15 protein-coding genes are annotated in these 16381 nt (G+C 72.5%); 12 read left to right on the forward strand and 3 right to left on the reverse strand.

What is annotated here, in order from left to right:
* Entirely contained in the window at positions 1–552 is a 552-nt protein-coding gene (locus tag ABGB14_RS14450; protein ID WP_132602028.1) for a hypothetical protein, read from the reverse strand.
* A gap of 121 nt (positions 553–673) precedes the next feature.
* Between ABGB14_RS14450 and ABGB14_RS14455 the strand changes: the two genes are divergently transcribed.
* The 7 genes from ABGB14_RS14455 to ABGB14_RS14485 all read left to right on the forward strand — a co-directional run bounded on the left by ABGB14_RS14455 (position 674) and on the right by ABGB14_RS14485 (position 11470).
* Positions 674–2035, forward strand: a complete 1362-nt coding sequence (locus ABGB14_RS14455; protein WP_347644125.1) for an FAD-linked oxidase C-terminal domain-containing protein — start codon at positions 674–676, stop codon at positions 2033–2035.
* Between the two features lie 178 nt (positions 2036–2213).
* Positions 2214–4679 carry a protein kinase gene (locus tag ABGB14_RS14460; protein WP_347644126.1) on the forward strand — a complete coding sequence of 822 codons (2466 nt, stop codon included), beginning with the start codon at positions 2214–2216 and terminating at the stop codon, positions 4677–4679.
* Positions 4680–4766: 87 nt separating this feature from the next.
* Entirely contained in the window at positions 4767–5408 is a 642-nt protein-coding gene (locus tag ABGB14_RS14465; protein WP_347644127.1) for a TetR/AcrR family transcriptional regulator, read from the forward strand.
* Positions 5405–6994, forward strand: coding sequence for a carboxyl transferase domain-containing protein (locus ABGB14_RS14470; RefSeq protein ID WP_347644128.1), 1590 nt, complete (start codon positions 5405–5407; stop codon positions 6992–6994). Before ABGB14_RS14465 ends, ABGB14_RS14470 begins: the two co-directional genes overlap by 4 nt.
* Entirely contained in the window at positions 6991–8901 is a 1911-nt protein-coding gene (locus tag ABGB14_RS14475; protein ID WP_347644129.1) for a biotin carboxylase N-terminal domain-containing protein, read from the forward strand. The genes ABGB14_RS14470 and ABGB14_RS14475 overlap by 4 nt, the downstream gene beginning before the upstream one ends.
* Positions 8898–9668 carry an enoyl-CoA hydratase-related protein gene (locus ABGB14_RS14480; RefSeq protein ID WP_347644130.1) on the forward strand — a complete coding sequence of 257 codons (771 nt, stop codon included), beginning with the start codon at positions 8898–8900 and terminating at the stop codon, positions 9666–9668. Before ABGB14_RS14475 ends, ABGB14_RS14480 begins: the two co-directional genes overlap by 4 nt.
* Positions 9665–11470, forward strand: coding sequence for an acyclic terpene utilization AtuA family protein (locus tag ABGB14_RS14485; protein WP_347644131.1), 1806 nt, complete (start codon positions 9665–9667; stop codon positions 11468–11470). The genes ABGB14_RS14480 and ABGB14_RS14485 overlap by 4 nt, the downstream gene beginning before the upstream one ends.
* Here ABGB14_RS14485 and ABGB14_RS14490 read toward each other — a convergent pair.
* Positions 11426–12430: an ROK family protein gene (locus tag ABGB14_RS14490; RefSeq protein WP_347644132.1), complete on the reverse strand. Its 1005-nt coding sequence runs from the start codon at positions 12428–12430 to the stop codon at positions 11426–11428. The two genes, ABGB14_RS14485 and ABGB14_RS14490, sit on opposite strands and share 45 nt — an antisense overlap.
* 75 nt (positions 12431–12505) lie before the next feature.
* Between ABGB14_RS14490 and ABGB14_RS14495 the strand changes: the two genes are divergently transcribed.
* The 5 genes from ABGB14_RS14495 (at position 12506) to ABGB14_RS14515 (ending at position 15366) form a co-directional block, all read left to right on the forward strand.
* Entirely contained in the window at positions 12506–13306 is an 801-nt protein-coding gene (locus ABGB14_RS14495; RefSeq protein ID WP_347644133.1) for a GNAT family N-acetyltransferase, read from the forward strand.
* Positions 13307–13368: 62 nt separating this feature from the next.
* On the forward strand, positions 13369–13767 hold the full coding sequence (locus ABGB14_RS14500) for a hypothetical protein (protein WP_347644134.1): 399 nt from the start codon (positions 13369–13371) through the stop codon (positions 13765–13767).
* Between the two features lie 93 nt (positions 13768–13860).
* Positions 13861–14121, forward strand: coding sequence for a hypothetical protein (locus ABGB14_RS14505; RefSeq protein WP_132598580.1), 261 nt, complete (start codon positions 13861–13863; stop codon positions 14119–14121).
* Between the two features lie 57 nt (positions 14122–14178).
* Positions 14179–15030, forward strand: a complete 852-nt coding sequence (locus ABGB14_RS14510; protein WP_347644135.1) for a helix-turn-helix transcriptional regulator — start codon at positions 14179–14181, stop codon at positions 15028–15030.
* Between the two features lie 69 nt (positions 15031–15099).
* Positions 15100–15366 carry a hypothetical protein gene (locus tag ABGB14_RS14515; protein WP_347620896.1) on the forward strand — a complete coding sequence of 89 codons (267 nt, stop codon included), beginning with the start codon at positions 15100–15102 and terminating at the stop codon, positions 15364–15366.
* Positions 15367–15409: 43 nt separating this feature from the next.
* Here the strand turns inward: ABGB14_RS14515 and ABGB14_RS14520 are convergent, their stop codons facing one another.
* Positions 15410–16372: an ABC transporter substrate-binding protein gene (locus ABGB14_RS14520; RefSeq protein WP_347644136.1), complete on the reverse strand. Its 963-nt coding sequence runs from the start codon at positions 16370–16372 to the stop codon at positions 15410–15412.
* Between the last annotated feature and the right edge of the window lie 9 nt (positions 16373–16381).

Consider the following 16381-nt stretch of genomic DNA (forward strand, 5'->3'; position numbering starts at 1 on the left):
TCAGCGGCCCGACCGGAAGCCGAAGATGTACTCGCGCGTCTCGCTCGGATGGAACGAGACGCCGACCCCCGGCTCGAACACGACGTTGTCGCGGGCGCAGTAGCACAGGCCCTCCCACACGGCCATGGCCTTCTCCCTGGCCGGAGCCTCGCTGTCGTCGCGCTTGCGTGCGCCGTACGAACCGAGCACGTTCAGCAGGCCGAGCCCCCAGAACAGGCCCGTCAGGCAGAACGGCGCGAGCAGCACCTCACCCCAGTTGGGGTCCTGGCCCATCGCGATGACCAGCGACATGACGAGGTGGGCCAGGGCTGCCAGGAGCAGCAGGATGTAGCCCTGGTTCCTGGCCCACGGCGTGTAGTGGCGGCTGGGGAACGACAACCAGACCGCGAGCTGCGTGCGGCTCATGACGTGCTTCGAGGCGCCCAGGGTCGCCGCCATCGGCAGATCGGCCACCTCGCGCGCCCCGGGTAACCGCACCCGCCCGATCTTGTACGTGGTCCCCGCGGCGACCGCTCCGGGGACCGCTACGACCTGGTCGGTCTCCGAACACACCGGGCACCTGACTTTCACTCGGGCAGTTTGGCCCTAAGCCACGGCCTGCGCAAACCGCCCGCCGAGCCGCCCTCCAGGGCCCCTCTCCGGATAGTGGGGATTTGCCCATAAGGTGCATGGTGTGAGACCGATTGATGCGTTGGTGAGCTCTCTGCCCGAAGGCCGCGTCCTGACCGATCCGGACGTGATCGACTCCTATGCCCGCGACCGGACGTTCCTGGAGCCGGGCAAGCCGGCCGGGGCGGTGCTCGCCGCCTCCCGCGACGACGTGGTCACCACCATGAAGTGGGCCACCGAGCACCGGGTGCCGGTGGTGCCGCGCGGGGCGGGCACCGGCCTGGCGGGCGCCTCCGTGGCCGGCGACGGCTCGGTCATCCTGTCGCTGGCCAGGATGACCGCGATCCGGGAGCTCTCCCCCGCCGACGAGATCGCCGTCGTCGAGCCCGGCGTCATCACCGCCGACCTGGACAAGGCCGCCAGGGAGCACGGCCTGATGTACGCGCCCGACCCGTCGTCGTACGAGATCTCCACGATCGGCGGCAACCTGGCCACCAACGCCGGCGGGCTGCGCTGCGTCAAGTACGGCGTGACCAGGGACTCCGCTCTCGGGCTTGAGGTCGTGCTGGCCGACGGGCGGATCCTCGACACCGGCCGCCGCACGATGAAGGGCGTCACGGGCTACGACCTGACCGGCCTGTTCGTGGGCTCGGAGGGCACCCTGGGCGTGATCACGGCGGCCACGGTGCGGTTGCGCCGCGCTCCCGTCGCGCCACCGGCCACCTTCGCCGCGGAGTTCGGCTCGCTGCGCGACGCGGGCGCCGCCGTGTCGGCGATCATGGCGGCCGGCTGCCAGCCCTCCCTCATGGAGCTGCTCGACCGGGCCACGCTCGAGGCCATCGACGAGTGGCGCAACATCGGCCTCGAGGCGTCGACCCAGGCCATGCTGATCGGCCAGTCGGACGCGACGGACGGCCAGGCGATGGCCGCGCGCATGGAGGAGCTGTGCATGGAGAACGGCGCCTCGTTCGTGGCCGTCTCCTCCAGCCCGCAGGAGGCCGAGGAGCTGATCGGGCTGCGCAGGCTCGCCTACCAGGCCAAGGAGCGGCAGGGCGCGTGCCTGGTCGAGGACGTGTGCGTGCCGCGTTCCGTGTTGCCCGACATGATCACCGCGATCGAGGCCGCGGCGGCCCGGCACGGGGTGCGGATCGCCACGGTCGCGCACGCGGGGGACGGCAACCTGCATCCGGTCTTCATCTTCGAGCACGGCACCATCGAGCCGCCCCCGGAGGTCTGGGCCGCGGCGGACGAGGTGTTCACGCACGCGCTGGAGCTCGGCGGCACCCTGACCGGCGAGCACGGCGTCGGCCTGCTCAAGCAGCGCTGGCTGGCCCTCGAGGCGGGGCCGGTCGCCACGGAGGTGCAGCGGGGCATCAAGGCGGTCTTCGACCCGCTCGGTCTCCTCAACCCGGGCAAAGCCATTTGACAAAAGGTGACCTCGGCTTCATCAAGCCGTGACCTTGGGGTTCGCAGAGCACACTACCTGCGAAGTAACCCTGACTTACTACGTCAAAACGTGAAGGTTCTGATAGGTCCGGCAGACGCCCCAACGGTCTCGCTGGTAGCGTTTTGCCTCATCTACTGGGTTGTGATGGGGGTCCGACGTGAATCAGTTCCAGCCGCTGGAGGCGGACGATCCGCGGCGGCTGGGGACGTATGACATCGTCGCCCGGCTCGGCGAGGGCGGCCAGGGGATCGTCTATCTTGGCGAGAGCGACTCGGGGGAACAGGTCGCCGTCAAGCTGCTGCACAACGCCCTGGTCGCCGACACGGACGCCAGGACGAGGTTCCTGCGCGAGGTCGCGGTGGCGCAGCGGGTGGCCAGGTTCTGCACCGCCCCCGTGCTCCACGCCGACCTGGAGGGCAGCCGCCCGTACATCGTGAGCGAGTTCGTCCCCGGGCCCTCGCTGCGCGAGCTGGTCATCAACGAGGGACCGCGGCGGGGTGCGGCACTCGAACGGCTCGCGATCAGCACGGCCACCGCGCTCGCCGCCATCCACCGCGCCGGCATCCTGCACCGCGACTTCAAGCCCGCCAACGTGCTCATGGGCCCCGAAGGGCCCGTCGTGATCGACTTCGGCATCGCCCGCGCGCTCGACTCCCCCGGTGCGACGGCCACGGGCATGGCCATGGGGACGCCGTCGTACCTGGCGCCCGAGCAGCTCACCGGCGCGGCCGTGTCGGAGGCCGCGGACGTGTTCGCCTGGGGCGTCACGATGGTGTTCGCGGCGACGGGCAAACCCGCGTTCGGCGCCGACTCCATCCCCGTGGTGATGAACCGCATCCTGAACGAGGAGCCGGAGCTCGGCAGGATGGAGGGCGTGCTCGCCGAGCTGGTGGCCGCCTGCCTGTCCAAGGACCCGGCGCAGCGGCCCTCCGCCGACGAGCTCATCGTCAACCTCACCGGCCAGCCGGCCCCGAAGACCGCCATCGAACCGGTGGGCCGGCAGTTCGGCGCCACCCAGTCCGCTGCGCCGGCGCAGCCGGAGGGCGGCGGTCCCGAAGCCGAGAACGGTCCGGGTGGCGAGGCGGCGCCCTCGGAGGACGTCTACCCCGGCCCCTGGACGCAGCCGACCGGCCCTCACCTCGTGGGCGGCCCGCTCCAGACCGGCCCGCAGCCCGTGGGACCCCCGCAGACCGGCCAGTACGTCACGCCCCCCGCGGCCGCCCAGCACGGCCAGGGCGGCTCCGTCCCGGGCGCCGGCCACAACCCCGGCCTCAGCGGGCCCATCCCGAACGTCCCCGGCCAGGGCAACCCGGGCCACAGCGGCCCCGTCCCCGGGCAGGGCCAGAGCGGCCCCGTGCGCAACCCTGGCCAGAGCGGCCCTGTACCGGGCGCAGGCCACACCCCGGGGCTCGGCGGACCCGTCCCCCATGTCCCGGTCCAGGCGGGCCCCGTCCAGGCGGGTCTGGCGCACAACGCCCCGCACTCCGGCGGCGGTCCCGTTGGACCGCACCATCCGGCCGGATCCCCGGGAGGCCAGCAGCCGGCGATGCCCGGAACGGGAGCCCCTCAGAACGGCCCCCAAGGTCCCCAGGGCTCGCAACACCCGCAGGGTCCTCAAGGCCCGCACGGTACGCCCCAGGGACCGCACGGCTCCCCGTATCCGGGGGCGCCCCAGGGTGGCCAGCAGGGTGGCCCTCAGAGTGGCCCGCAGGGCGCCGGAGCCGGCATGCCGCCGCACGGCCCCGGCATGCCCCCGGGCGGCGGGTTCCAGCAGGGAACTCCCGGCGGCTCGCCGAGGCCGGGTGACGGCCCGCACGCCAAGCAGCGCCGCACGCTGACCCTCGCGCTCTCGGGCGCCGCCGCCGCGGCCCTGCTCGTGGTCGTCGGCGCCGTCGTGGTGCAGGCGAACAGCCAGGAAGTCCCGGTCGTGCCGGTGGGCAACTCGACGACCAGCACGCCGGGTGACGGCTCGGGCGCCGGGCAGCCCGGCAAGCCGCCCGCCTCCGTCACCCCGATGGAGACGGTCCCCGTCCCCACCCTGGACATCGACCCGACGACCAAGAAGCCCAGGAAGCCCAAGAAGACCGTCACCCCCCGGCCGAACCGCTACACCCCGCCGCCGGTCCCGCAGACCCGCAGGCCGCAGCCGACGCCCACGCCGACCAAGAAAAAGAAGAAGACGATGGTCGAGCCCAACGCGGAGCCGACCGCGCGCCCGACCGCGGGCCCCACGCGGACCATCCCGGTCTTCAAGCGGCCCAAGCAGGCCGCCGCGCCCAGGAAGGTCGCTCCCAAGAAGAACCCCTACACCGTGACCAAGGTGTGCGGCTCCGGCTACAAGGTCATCGACTCGCACGCGCTGGGCAGCAACGCCACGATCCACCTCGCGTACAACGCGAAGTCGGGCAAGAACTGCGTGGTCACGATGTCGCAGCTGGTCGGGACGGGCAAGATGCAGATGAACGCGCTGCTCCAGGTCAAGAAGGGCGGCAAGGCGAGCAACCCGGGCAAGTTCTCGGCGTACGCGGGCCCGGTCAGGCTGGCGGCGAAGAAGAAGTGCGTGATCTGGGGCGGTTCGTGGGGCTTGCAGAGCTGGAAGTCCGGCTGGAGCCACTGCGGCTGACCCGGCAGCCGGGCCTCGCGCGTACGGGCCCGCGCGGAGTCTCCGCGCCCGGTGACCTGAGCGCTCTCGTGCGCTAGCGTGGCTGACGTGATCGTCAAGTCTCCGGCGTCCACCTCCAGGGGGAGGCGCACGCGGGCCGCGTTGCTGCAGGCCGGGCGCGAGGCGTTCGAGGAGCACGGATACGACGCCGTGCGGGTCGACGACGTGTGCGTGCGGGCCGGGGTCTCCCACGGCACCTTCTACACGTACTTCGGCTCCAAGGAGGCCTTGTTCGGCGAGGTCGCGGAGGCGGTGGTCGGAGAGATGTTCGCGGCGAGCGTCGTGGGCACGGCCGCCTCCGCCGACCCCTACGCCCGCATCGAGGCGGCCAACCGGCTCTACCTGCGGGCCTGGGCCGCGAACTCGCGGCTGGTGCGGATGTTCGAGCAGGCGGCGACCGGCGACGACCGGTTCGGGCGACTGCTGCTCGAACTGCGCGAGGTGTTCGTGCGCCGGGGCGCCGACGGGCTGCGGCGGCTGCAGGAGCAGGGCCTGGCCGACCCGGCGCTCGACCCCCGGCTGACCGCGGTCATGCTGGGCGGGATGGTCGAGCACTTCGCCCACGTCTGGCTCGACCTGGGCGAGCAGGCCGCGGAGGAGACGGCCGTCGACCATCTGACGCGGTTGTGGGCGCGGGCGATCGGGTTGACGTGCACGTCACCTTCGGCGCGCCCGGAGGAGGGCGCATGATCAGGAGCAGGCTCGACCCCGCGAGCGAGGAACATCAGCGGCGCCGCGCGTCGATGCTGGCCAAGCTGGCCGAGCTGGACGCCGAGCACGCCAGGGCGGTGGGCGGGGGCGGCGAGAAGTACGTCGAGCGGCACCGCGCGCGGGGCAAGCTGCTCGCGCGCGAACGCGTCGAGCTGCTGATCGACGCCGACTCCCCCTTCCTGGAGCTGTCGCCGCTGGCCGCGTGGGGCAGCGACTTCCCCGTCGGGGCGAGCATGGTCTCGGGGATCGGCGTGATCGAGGGCGTCGAGTGCGTGATCACGGCGAACGATCCCACCGTCCGCGGCGGCGCCTCCAACCCGTGGACGCTGAAGAAGTCCCTGCGCGCGGCGGACATCGCGCTGCGCAACCGCCTGCCGTACGTGAATCTGGTCGAGAGCGGCGGCGCGGACCTGCCGACGCAGAAGGAGATCTTCATCCCCGGCGGGCAGATCTTCCGCGACCTGACGCGGCTGTCGGCTGCGGGCGTCCCGACCGTCGCGCTCGTCTTCGGCAACTCCACCGCCGGCGGCGCCTACGTGCCCGGGATGAGCGACTACGTGGTGATGGTGCGGGAGCGGGCCAAGGTGTTCCTGGGCGGGCCGCCGCTGGTCAGGATGGCGACCGGCGAGGAGTCCGACGACGAGTCGCTGGGCGGGGCGGAGATGCACGCCAGGGTGAGCGGGCTCGCCGACCACCTGGCGGAGGACGAGCACGACGCGCTGCGCATCGGGCGCTCGATCGTGCGCTCGCTCGGCTGGCGCAAGCGGGGCGCCGTCCCGCTGCCCGCGCGGGAGCCGGCCTATCCGGCGGACGAGCTGCTCGGCATCGTCCCCGAGGACCTGAAGGTGCCGTTCGATCCCCGGGAGGTGATCGCGCGGGTGGTGGACGGCAGCGAGTTCGAGGAGTTCAAACCGGCGTACGGCGTCTCGCTGGTGACGGGCCGGGCGCGGATCCACGGCTATCCGGTCGGCGTGCTGGCCAACGCCCGGGGCGTGCTGTTCAGCGAGGAGTCGCAGAAGGCCACGCAGTTCATCCAGCTGGCCAACCAGTCGCGCACGCCGCTCGTCTTCCTGCAGAACACGACCGGCTACATGGTCGGCAAGGACTACGAGCAGGGCGGCATCATCAAGCACGGCGCGATGATGATCAACGCGGTGTCCAACTCGACCGTTCCCCATCTGACGATCGTCATGGGCGCGTCGTACGGCGCGGGCAACTACGGCATGTGCGGGCGGGCCTACGACCCCCGCTTCCTGTTCAGCTGGCCGAGCGCCAAGTCGGCGGTGATGGGGCCCGCGCAGCTCGCCGGCGTGTTGTCCATCGTGGGCCGGGCGTCGGCGCAGGCGAAGGGGCAGGTCTACGACGAGGAGGCCGACGCGGCGATGCGGGAGATGGTGGAGGCCCAGATCGAGGCCGAGTCGCTGGCGTTCTTCCTGTCGGGGCGCCTCTACGACGACGGGGTCATCGATCCGCGCGACACGCGCACCGTGCTGGGCATGTGCCTGTCGGCGATCAACAGCGCGCCGGTGCCCGAGCCGGCGGGATTCGGGGTGTTCCGCCCGTGATCAGCCGCCTGCTCGTCGCGAACCGGGGCGAGATCGCCCGCCGCGTCTTCCGCACCTGCCGCTCGCTCGGCATCGTCACGGTGGCGGTGCACTCCGACCCCGACGCGAGCGCGCCGCACGTGTCCGAGGCCGATCTCGCGGTACGCCTGCCGGGCGCGCATCCCTCGCAGACGTACCTGGACGCCGGGCTCATCCTGGCCGCGTGCCGCGCCGCCGGGGCGGACGCCGTGCACCCCGGGTACGGCTTCCTGTCGGAGAACGCCGAGTTCGCGCAGGCCGTGCTCGACGCCGGGCTGGTGTGGGTCGGCCCGCCGCCGGCGGCCATCGCGGCCATGGGGTCCAAGATCGCGGCCAAGCGGCTGATGGCGCAGGCCGGGGTGCCGGTGCTGCCGTCGCTCGACCCGGCCGCTCCTGGCGAGTTCCCGCTGCTGGTGAAGGCGTCCGCCGGTGGCGGCGGCCGGGGCATGCGCGTCGTGCGCGAGCCGGGCGAGCTCGCGCGGGAGATCGGGTCGGCGCAGCGGGAGGCGGCGGCGGCCTTCGGCGACGGCGCCGTGTTCGTGGAGCCGCTGCTGGAGGCGGCCCGGCACGTCGAGGTCCAGGTGCTGGCCGACCGGCACGGCACCGTGTGGGCGCTGGGCGAGCGCGAGTGCAGCGTGCAGCGGCGGCACCAGAAGGTCGTCGAGGAGTGCCCCTCGCCCGGGATCTCCGCCGGGCTGAGGGAGCGCCTGTTCGAGGCCGCCGTCAGGGCCGCGCGGGCGGTCGGCCACGTCGGAGCCGGGACGGTGGAGTTCCTGGTCAAGGGCGACCGGGTGGCCTTCCTCGAGATGAACACCCGGCTCCAGGTCGAGCACCCCGTGACCGAGCTGGTCCACGGCGTCGATCTCGTCCGGCTCCAGCTGGAGATCGCCGAGGGGGTCGCGCTGCCCGCGAGCCCTCCCGGGCCCGCGGGGCACGCGGTCGAGGCGCGGCTGTACGCGGAGGACGACGCCTACCTCCCCCAGACGGGGGTGTTGCGGCGGTTCGAAGTGCCCGGGGACGTGCGCGTGGACGCGGGCGTCGAGTCGGGATCCGTGGTGTCGCCGCACTACGACGCGATGCTGGCCAAGGTGGTGGCGCACGGCTCGACGCGGGCGCAGGCGGTGCGGCGGCTGGCGACGGCGCTGCGGCGGGCGAAGCTCCACGGGGTCACCACTAATCGCGACTTGCTCGTACGAGTCCTGACAAATCCGGCTTTTCTGGCCGGTGAGACTCATACCGGATTCCTTGACCCCGACGGCCCCGTCCACGGCACCACCGCCCGCCCTCAGCCCGAACCGGCCGGCGAGGCTGCAGCCGAGACCGCGGGCGAGTTGCCCGCGCTGGCCGCCGCCCTCGCCCTGGCCGCCGCCAACCGGCGCGACGCGCGCGTGCTGGCCGGGCTGCCGAGCGGCTGGCGCAACGTGCGCTCCCAGCCCCGCCGCGCCCGCTTCGCCGAGGCCGAGACCGTGTACGACCCGCTCCCCGAGAACGTCACCGTGCTCGGCGCCGGACCGGACACCGTCGTCCTCGAACACGACGGCGTCCGCCACACCTTCGAGGTGGCCCGGTACGACGGCGACCCGAAGGTCTACGTCGACCACGCGGGCGGCTGCGCCGTGCTGACCCCGCTCCCCCGGCTGCCCGAGCCGGTCGAGCACGTCGCGCCGGGGTCCCTGCTGGCCCCCATGCCGGGCAGCGTGCTGCGCGTCGAGGTGGCGGCCGGCGACCGGGTCGCCAAGGGCCAGCCGGTGCTGGTGCTCGAGGCCATGAAGATGGAGCACCGGGTCGCCGCCCCCGCCGACGGCGTGGTGTCCGGCGTACACGTGGAGAAAGGCCGGCAGGTCGAGGCGGGAGCCGTGCTGGCGATCATTCAGGAGGAGAGCACATGACCCTGGTCCACCAGGACCTGGCCGCGGGCGTGGCGACCATCACGCTGGACTCGCCGCCCAACCGCAACGCCCTGTCCGTCCGCCTGCTCGGCGAGTTGAGGGAGCGGCTCGACCGGGCGCTGGCCGAGCCGGCGGCCAGGGTGATCGTGCTGACGGCCACGGGCAAGGTGTTCTGCTCGGGAGCCGACATCAAGGAGCAGCGCGCGGCCGACGGCAAGCCGGACGCGCCGGTGACGGCGTCGTTCCCGGAGATCCTCACCCTCATCTGGGAGAGCCCGAAGCCGGTGATCTGCCGGCTCAACGGCACCGCGCGGGCCGGCGGCCTCGGCCTGGTGGCGGCGTGCGACTTCGCGGTCGCGCCGGTGACGGCGTCGTTCGCGTTCACGGAGGTACGCCTCGGCGTGGTGCCCGCGATGATCTCGGTGCCGGTCCTGCGCAGGCTCGACCCGAGGGCCGCCGCCGAATACTTCCTGACCGGCGAGGTCTTCGACGCCGCCAGGGCCGCGGAGATCGGGCTGATCTCCAAGGCCGTGCCGGAGGAGGAGCTGGACGCGGCGGTCGCCCACTACGCCGACCTGCTGATCAAGGGCGCTCCCGAGGCGCTGGCCCTCACCAAGCAGCTGGTCAGGCAGGTGCCGGCGATGTCGTTCCGTGAAGGGCTGCGGCAGATGACGACGCTGTCCGCCGAGCGTTTCACCTCGGAGGAGGGCCAGGAGGGCATCGCCGCGTACATGGAGAAGCGGCCGCCCACCTGGGCCACGCGATGACCCTGCGCGTCGCCAACTGCAGCGGCTTCTACGGCGACCGGCTCTCCGCGGCCAGGGAGATGGTCGAGGGCGGGCCGATCGACGTGCTGACCGGCGACTGGCTCGCCGAGCTCACCATGCTGATCCTGGCCGGCAACCGGCTCAAGGGCCGCGCCGGCTACGCGCCGACGTTCCTGCGGCAGCTGGAGGACGTCCTCGGGCCCTGCCTCGACCGGGGCATCAAGATCGTGACGAACGCGGGCGGCCTCGACCCCGCCGGGTGCGCGGAGGCCGTGCACGAGCTGGCCGCCCGCCTCGGCCTGTCCCCCTCGGTCGCCCACGTCACCGGCGACGACCTCACCGGCACGCCCCTCGACCTCGTCAACGCCGACACCGGCGAGCGCCTTGACGCCACCCCGCTGACCGCGAACGCCTACCTGGGCGGCCGCCCGATCGCCGCCGCCCTGTCGGCGGGCGCGGACGTGGTGGTGACCGGCCGCGTCACCGACGCCGCCCTGGTGACCGGGCCCGGCATCTGGCGGTACGGCTGGGGCCCCGCCGACCTCGACCCGCTGGCGGGATCGGTGGTCGCAGGGCACATCATCGAGTGCGGCTGCCAGGCCACGGGCGGCAACTACCCGTTCTTCCAGGACGTGCCTGATCTGGCCCATTGCGGCTTCCCGCTCGCGGAGCTCCGCCCGGACGGATCCGCCGTGATCACCAAGCATCCCGGCACGGGCGGCCTGGTCTCGGTCGGCACGGTCACCGCCCAGCTGGTGTACGAGGTGGGCGGCCCCCGCTACCTCGGCCCCGACGTGGTGGCCAGGTTCGACACGATCACACTCGCCGGCGACGGGCCCGACCGGGTGCTGGTCTCCGGGGTCCGGGGCGAGCCGCCGCCCGGCACCCTCAAGGTCGCCGTCAACTACCTGGGCGGCTACCGGAACACCATGACCCTCGTCCTCACGGGGCTCGACATGGAGGCCAAGGCCCGGGTGGCGGAGGAGGCCGTCTGGGCGCGGATCCCGCGCGAGTCGTTCGACGCGGTGGACGTGACGCTCACGGAGTCCGGCCTGCTGCGGATCACGGTCATGGACGCAGACGAACGCACGGCGGGGCGGGCCTTCTCCTCGGCCGTGGTCGAGACGGGGCTGGCCGGTTACCCGGGCTTCTACGGCCTCACCCCGCCCGGCAACGCCACGCCGTACGGGGTCTACTGGCCGGTCCTGGTCCCGGCCTCGGGCGTGCGCCCGCAGGTCTTCGTGAACGGCGCGGAGATACCCGTCCCCGCCGTCCCCGCCGGTCCTCACCCTCCGTCCTCCCTCCCCGCCCCGGCAGCCCCGCTCACGTCGGAGCCCTTCGACCCCGCCACCCCCCAGCGGACCGCGGATCCCGCCTCCGTCCGGGCGCCCGGCGCGGCCCACCCCGCCCCGGCAGGCGCCGCGCACGAGAAGGACGCGCACGGCACGGGCGGCGTCGCGGGTGAGGAGACCGTGTGGATGCCGCTGGGGCGCATCGTGGGGGCCCGTTCCGGCGACAAGGGCGGCAACGCCAACCTGGGAGTCTGGGCCGGGACACCGGACCGCTACGCGTGGCTGGCCGCCACCTTGACCCCTGACCGGCTCAAGCGCCTCCTGCCGCATCTGGCCGCGTACCGCGTCGACCGCTACGAGCTGCCGAACCTCAAGGCGCTCAACTTCGTCATCCACGGGCTCCTGGGCCGGGGTGTGGCGGCGAGCCCGCGCATGGACCCGCAGGCCAAGGCGCTGGGCGAGGAGCTACGCGCCCGGCCTCTGCGCATCCCCACGGCGCTCCTGGACTGAGCCGGCCATCCGCCACCCCAGCAGCCCCGCGCCCAGCACCCCCGCCCGAGCCCCGAGCGCCGACGCCCTGACCTCCGGCGCCCGCCGCTCCTGCACCCGCCGCTCCGGCGCCCCCGGCGACGACCGCGCGTGTGCCGCCGCCTCCTGCGACGTTGACCGCCCGTCGGCCGGCAGGGACGGGGACGGCGGATGAGGGGACAGGAGGGTTGACAGGCGGGCCCGGAGGGGGACGATCAGGGCGTCGCCCGCGTGGGAGACCCCGCCGCCGATGACGACGGCCGCCGGATCCAGCAGCCGCGTGTACGTGGCCAGGGCCAGGGCGAGCGCCTCCACGGCCGTGTCCCACACCCGCCCGGCCGCCGCGTCTCCCTCCGAGGCTCGCCGCACCACCTCCTCGGCCCCGCCGGCGCCGTACCGGGCCGCGACCGCGCCGCCCGACGCGTACGCCGCCAGGCAGCCCCGCTGCCCGCACCCGCAGGCCGCCCCGCCGGGCCGTACCGGGATGTGGCCGATCTGCCCGGCCCATCCGGCGGCGCCCCCGTACGGCGACCCGGACAGGACCACCGCGCCCGCGATGCCCGTGCCGATGGGCAGGTAGAGCACGTCGTCCCCGCCCGCCCCGTAGGCCAGCTCCGCCTCCCCGGCCGCGCGGACGTCATGCCCGAGCGCCACCGGCATGTCCACGTCCGTGAACGACGACGCGGGCACGTCCCGCCAGCCGAACGCGGCCGAGAAGACGGCCCGTTCCGCCGTGACGAGACCGGGCACCACCAGCCCCACCGCCTGCGGGCGTGTTCCGGGCCGGGGCCGGGCGAGGTCGGCGACGAAGGCGGAGACGGCCGCGATCACGCGCTCAGGGCCGCCGGCGCGCGGGGTGGGCCGCCGCTCGACATGCAGACATGTCCCGTCGCGGGTGACAAGTCCGCCTTTCATGGTGGTGCCGCCAACATCAACCGCCACAACGCACTCCATGCCTTCATCCTGCTGCAGAAACCTTTTGAGATCATGTCCGCCGATGCAGCAGGATGAGGTCTCATGCGCCGCCTCACCATCCATGACCTGGACGACTGCGTCCGCCTGGCCAAAGACCGCGACTGGCCGCCCGAGGAGCACAAGTGGCGCCTGCTGTTCGAGATCGGCGAGCCGTACGGCATCGACGCCCCTGACGGCGACGGCCTGGCCGCGTGCAACGTCCTGACCCCCTACGGCGACGGGCACGCCGTGATCAGCATGGTGCTCACCGCGTCCCGCTACGCCAGGCAGGGCCTCGGCCGCGCGCTCATGCGGCACGTGCTCGACCAGGCCGGCGACCGCACCGTCTTCCTCCACGCCACCGGGCAGGGCCGGCCGCTCTACGAGCAGCTCGGCTTCCGGACGGTCGGCCGGGTGGCCAAGCACACGGGCGTCTTCGCGGGCGAGCCCTCGGGCCTGACCCGTCCCGCCACGGCAGCCGACCTCGACGCCGTCCTCGCGCTCGACGCCGAGGTGTTCGGCATGGACAGGTCGGCGGCGCTGCGGCGGATGTTCACGTTCGGCGAGCAGGTCAGGGTGGCGGCCGGCGGTTTCGGCCAGTGCTGGCGCAACGACGACAACACCGTGATCGGCCCGGTCGTGGCCGGCGACGAGGAGACGGCGCGCGCCCTGATCGGCGACCTGGCGCTCGACGCGGGCGGCGAGGTGCGGATGGACTTCGACCTCGCCCACGAGTCCATGATCCGGTGGGCGGGCGAGCACGGCATCGGCGAGCCGTGGGAGGTCGCGTTCATGGTGCGCGGCGACGACCTGCCCGGAGACCGGTCACGCCAGTTCCTCCCCTTCATGCAGGCACTCGGTTGACCCGGTTCGCGGGGCCCGCATAGGGCCCCCACCAGAACATCGTTCTGGCCGAAGGGCGGCACATGACCTCCATCCACGTCGACGCCGGCGCCATCGACCTCGACGAGCCCGGCGCGTGGATGGACGATCAGGGGCCGCCGCCGGTCCCGATCACGGGGGCCACGCCGGTCCCCGGCGGCGCCGCACGGCACGCCGGTGCCCGCCCCCGCGCTGGTGGCCGCGCGGGAGCCGGTGTTCTACCTCGTGACTCCTCCGCTTCCCGAAGGGAGCGGCCTCTCGTCCCGCTTGCGCGGGGATGGCCGGCGGGCGACGACCACGTGCCGGGACTGCCCGCGCCGCAGGAGATCATCGCCTCCTACGCGGCACTGTCCGAGCGCGACATGTCGGCCATCGACTGGTACGCGGTGACGCTCGGCCTGTTCGAGCGGGCCCAGGAGCTCAAGGGCGGCACGCTCAACTGACCAAATATCACGATTTTCGGAGAAACGATCACACATAGACCCCCGAGCCATACAATTGCGCGCAATTGCATCTTTCATCGGGGAAGGATCGTCATGCGTATGCGGTTCCTCGGGTCCACCTCGGAGGCGGGCGCCTGTCCCACCCTGTACGAGACCGACCGCGGCACCATCGTCGTCCAGGGCCTCCAGGTCACCGACGCGGAGGCGCTCGCGGACCTTCGCGACGTGCTCGACGGCGAGGGCGCCGTCGAGGTGCCCCGCGAGCTCATCACCGAAATCGCCCGCCGGGTCCTGACCGACGGTTCGGCAACCGCTTTCCCCACCTGCGGAGGAACACCCACGGCTACCGGCTGATCACAATTGCGCACCCCACTGGCATGATCGACGCAAGCAGGGCTAGCCTCTTGCGGCGTGACGTCCTTTCAGCAGGCGCGGATCGACCTCGGCAGCCATTTACGCCAGCTGCGCGAGGCGGCCCGGCTGTCCGGCAAGGAGCTGGCCGAGCAGCTGCGCTGGCAACCGTCCAAGGTCTCGCGCCTGGAGAACGCCAGGCAGACCGCCACCGAGGACGACGTGGTCGTGTGGGCGCAGGCCGTACGCGCCTCGCCCGACACGACCGACGAGCTGATCCGGCAGGCGATCGCGCTGCTCGAACGGCACGACGACTGGAAGCAGCGCCACCGCAGCGGGCTGGCCGCCCTCCAGGAGGACGTCCGCGACCTGGAGGCGCGCACCAAGCTGTTCCGGGTGTTCGAGCCCGGCATCATCGTGGGCCTGCTGCAGACCTCCGAATACGCCAGGCACGTGTTCCGCAAGGTCAAGCGCCTCTACAGCGCCGCCGACCAGATCGACGCGGCGGTCCGGGTGCGCATGCAGCGCCAGGAGATCCTCTACGACCGCACGAGGACGTTCCGGTTCGTGGTGTCGGAGTCCACGCTCCGCACCCTCCTGGCGCCGCCCGAGGTCATGCGCGGCCAGCTCGACCGCCTGCTGGCCGTCAGCACGCTGCCGAACGTGGAGTTCGGCGTGATCCCCTTCGACGCCGAGTTCCCGTCCAACCCGGTCAACGGGTTCTGGATCTACAACGATTCCATGGTCGGCGTGGCCACCATGACGAAGGACCTCATCCTGCGCGACCCCGACGACATCGCCTTCTACGTCCGGGCGTTCGACGACTTCGCGAAGGTGGCCGAGTTCGAGGAGTCCGGGCGGGAGGTCATCATCAGGATCCTTCACGATTACCGGAAACAAACCGCACATTAACCGCAGCAATTGCTTGCCTCCCGCCCCAAGATCGTGCAATTCTGTCGCGAGACGTTGCGGAGGTGACGCATGATGCTTGATACCGCGCTCTGCCTCGAGCGGTTCGCCTGGCACGCGGGTCGTCACGCGGACCTGTCGGTCCAGAGCCTCGCCCTGTCCAGCGACCCTGCCTACGTGTCGGTCCGCAACCGTTTCTCCGCCACCCTCGCCGAGACCGTGACCTGCTCCGACGAGGGCGCGTTCATCACCTCCTGGGGCTACCGCCTGGGCACCTCGGAAGACGTCGAGTCCGCCGCCGCCCGGCTCGCCTTCCTCCTCGCCGCCCTGCCGGCCTAGGTCAGGCTCCGCTCCCGGCTCCCCTCCGTCCTGCCGGCCCGGATCAGCACCCCGCCCGGTAAAGGATCTTCTGCACCTCCGGCTGGTCGACGTTCTCCTCCGTGACGATCGTGGCGTCCGTCGGGATCGACGCCGTGACCTGCTGCCCCTTGACCGCGGCCACCGCCTGCTCGACGCCTTTGGCGCCGATGTCGCCGGGCAACTGCGCGATCAGGGCCTGCACGACGCCGTCCTTGAGCTGCTTGACCTGCGCGGGCCCGGCGTCGAACCCCACCATCTTGACCTCGCCCAGCTTGCCCGCCTGCCGCAGCGCCGAGCCCGCACCGGTGGCCGAGTTGAGGTTCGCCGCGAACACCCCGGCCAGCTCGGGATCCTTCGCCAGCGCCGCGTTGACGATCCTGGACGCCTCGCCGACGTCGTTGTGCGAGTACTGCACCCCGAGATGGTCGACGTCCGGGTGGTTCGCCGTGATCTCCTGCTCGAAGCCCCTGATCCGCGCGTCCACGGTGCTGACGCCGGGGTCGGTGGAGATGACCAGCACCTTGCCCTTGCCGCCGATCTGCTCCGACAGCGCCTGGGCCGCCGCCGCGCCGCCCTTGACGTTGTCGGTGCTGATCCGCGACAGGCCGATGCTCTCGTCCTCGACCACCGTGTCCACCAGGATGATCTTGATGCCCTGCTGCTTGGCCTGGGTCAGCGGCGCGATCATCGCCTTGACGTCGGTCGGCGCGATCAGCATGGCGTCCGGCGCGCTCGCGGTCACGGAGTTGACGATCGGCGTCTGGAGCGTCGGATCGAACTTCTGCGGCCCCTGCACGTCGAGCGCCACGCCCAGCTCCTGGGCCTTGGCCTTCGCGCCGCAGGCCATCGTCTCGTAGAACTCCTCACCGGCCAGGCCCTGCACGAGCGTGACCCTGGTCTGGTCGTCGCCGCCCGCCTCGCTCCCCTGCCCGCCGCAGGCGGCGATCATCATCGTCGCCGCGAGCGCGGCCGTGATCTTGCGCATGCTGGTGCC

Source organism: Nonomuraea sp. B10E15, assembly GCF_039871615.1.
Classification (GTDB): Bacteria; Actinomycetota; Actinomycetes; order Streptosporangiales; family Streptosporangiaceae; genus Nonomuraea.

What these genes read in the sequence shown, in the direction of transcription:
- ABGB14_RS14480 (WP_347644130.1), top strand. Translation starts at nt 8,898, where the DNA reads ATGACCCTGGTCCACCAGGACCTGGCCGCGGGCGTGGCGACCATCACG.
- ABGB14_RS14485 (WP_347644131.1), top strand. Translation starts at nt 9,665, where the DNA reads ATGACCCTGCGCGTCGCCAACTGCAGCGGCTTCTACGGCGACCGGCTC.
- ABGB14_RS14500 (WP_347644134.1), top strand. Translation starts at nt 13,369, where the DNA reads ATGACCTCCATCCACGTCGACGCCGGCGCCATCGACCTCGACGAGCCC.
- ABGB14_RS14495 (WP_347644133.1), top strand. Translation starts at nt 12,506, where the DNA reads ATGCGCCGCCTCACCATCCATGACCTGGACGACTGCGTCCGCCTGGCC.
- ABGB14_RS14515 (WP_347620896.1), top strand. Translation starts at nt 15,100, where the DNA reads ATGATGCTTGATACCGCGCTCTGCCTCGAGCGGTTCGCCTGGCACGCG.
- ABGB14_RS14505 (WP_132598580.1), top strand. Translation starts at nt 13,861, where the DNA reads ATGCGTATGCGGTTCCTCGGGTCCACCTCGGAGGCGGGCGCCTGTCCC.
- ABGB14_RS14470 (WP_347644128.1), top strand. Translation starts at nt 5,405, where the DNA reads ATGATCAGGAGCAGGCTCGACCCCGCGAGCGAGGAACATCAGCGGCGC.
- ABGB14_RS14520 (WP_347644136.1), bottom strand. Translation starts at nt 16,372, where the DNA reads ATGCGCAAGATCACGGCCGCGCTCGCGGCGACGATGATGATCGCCGCC.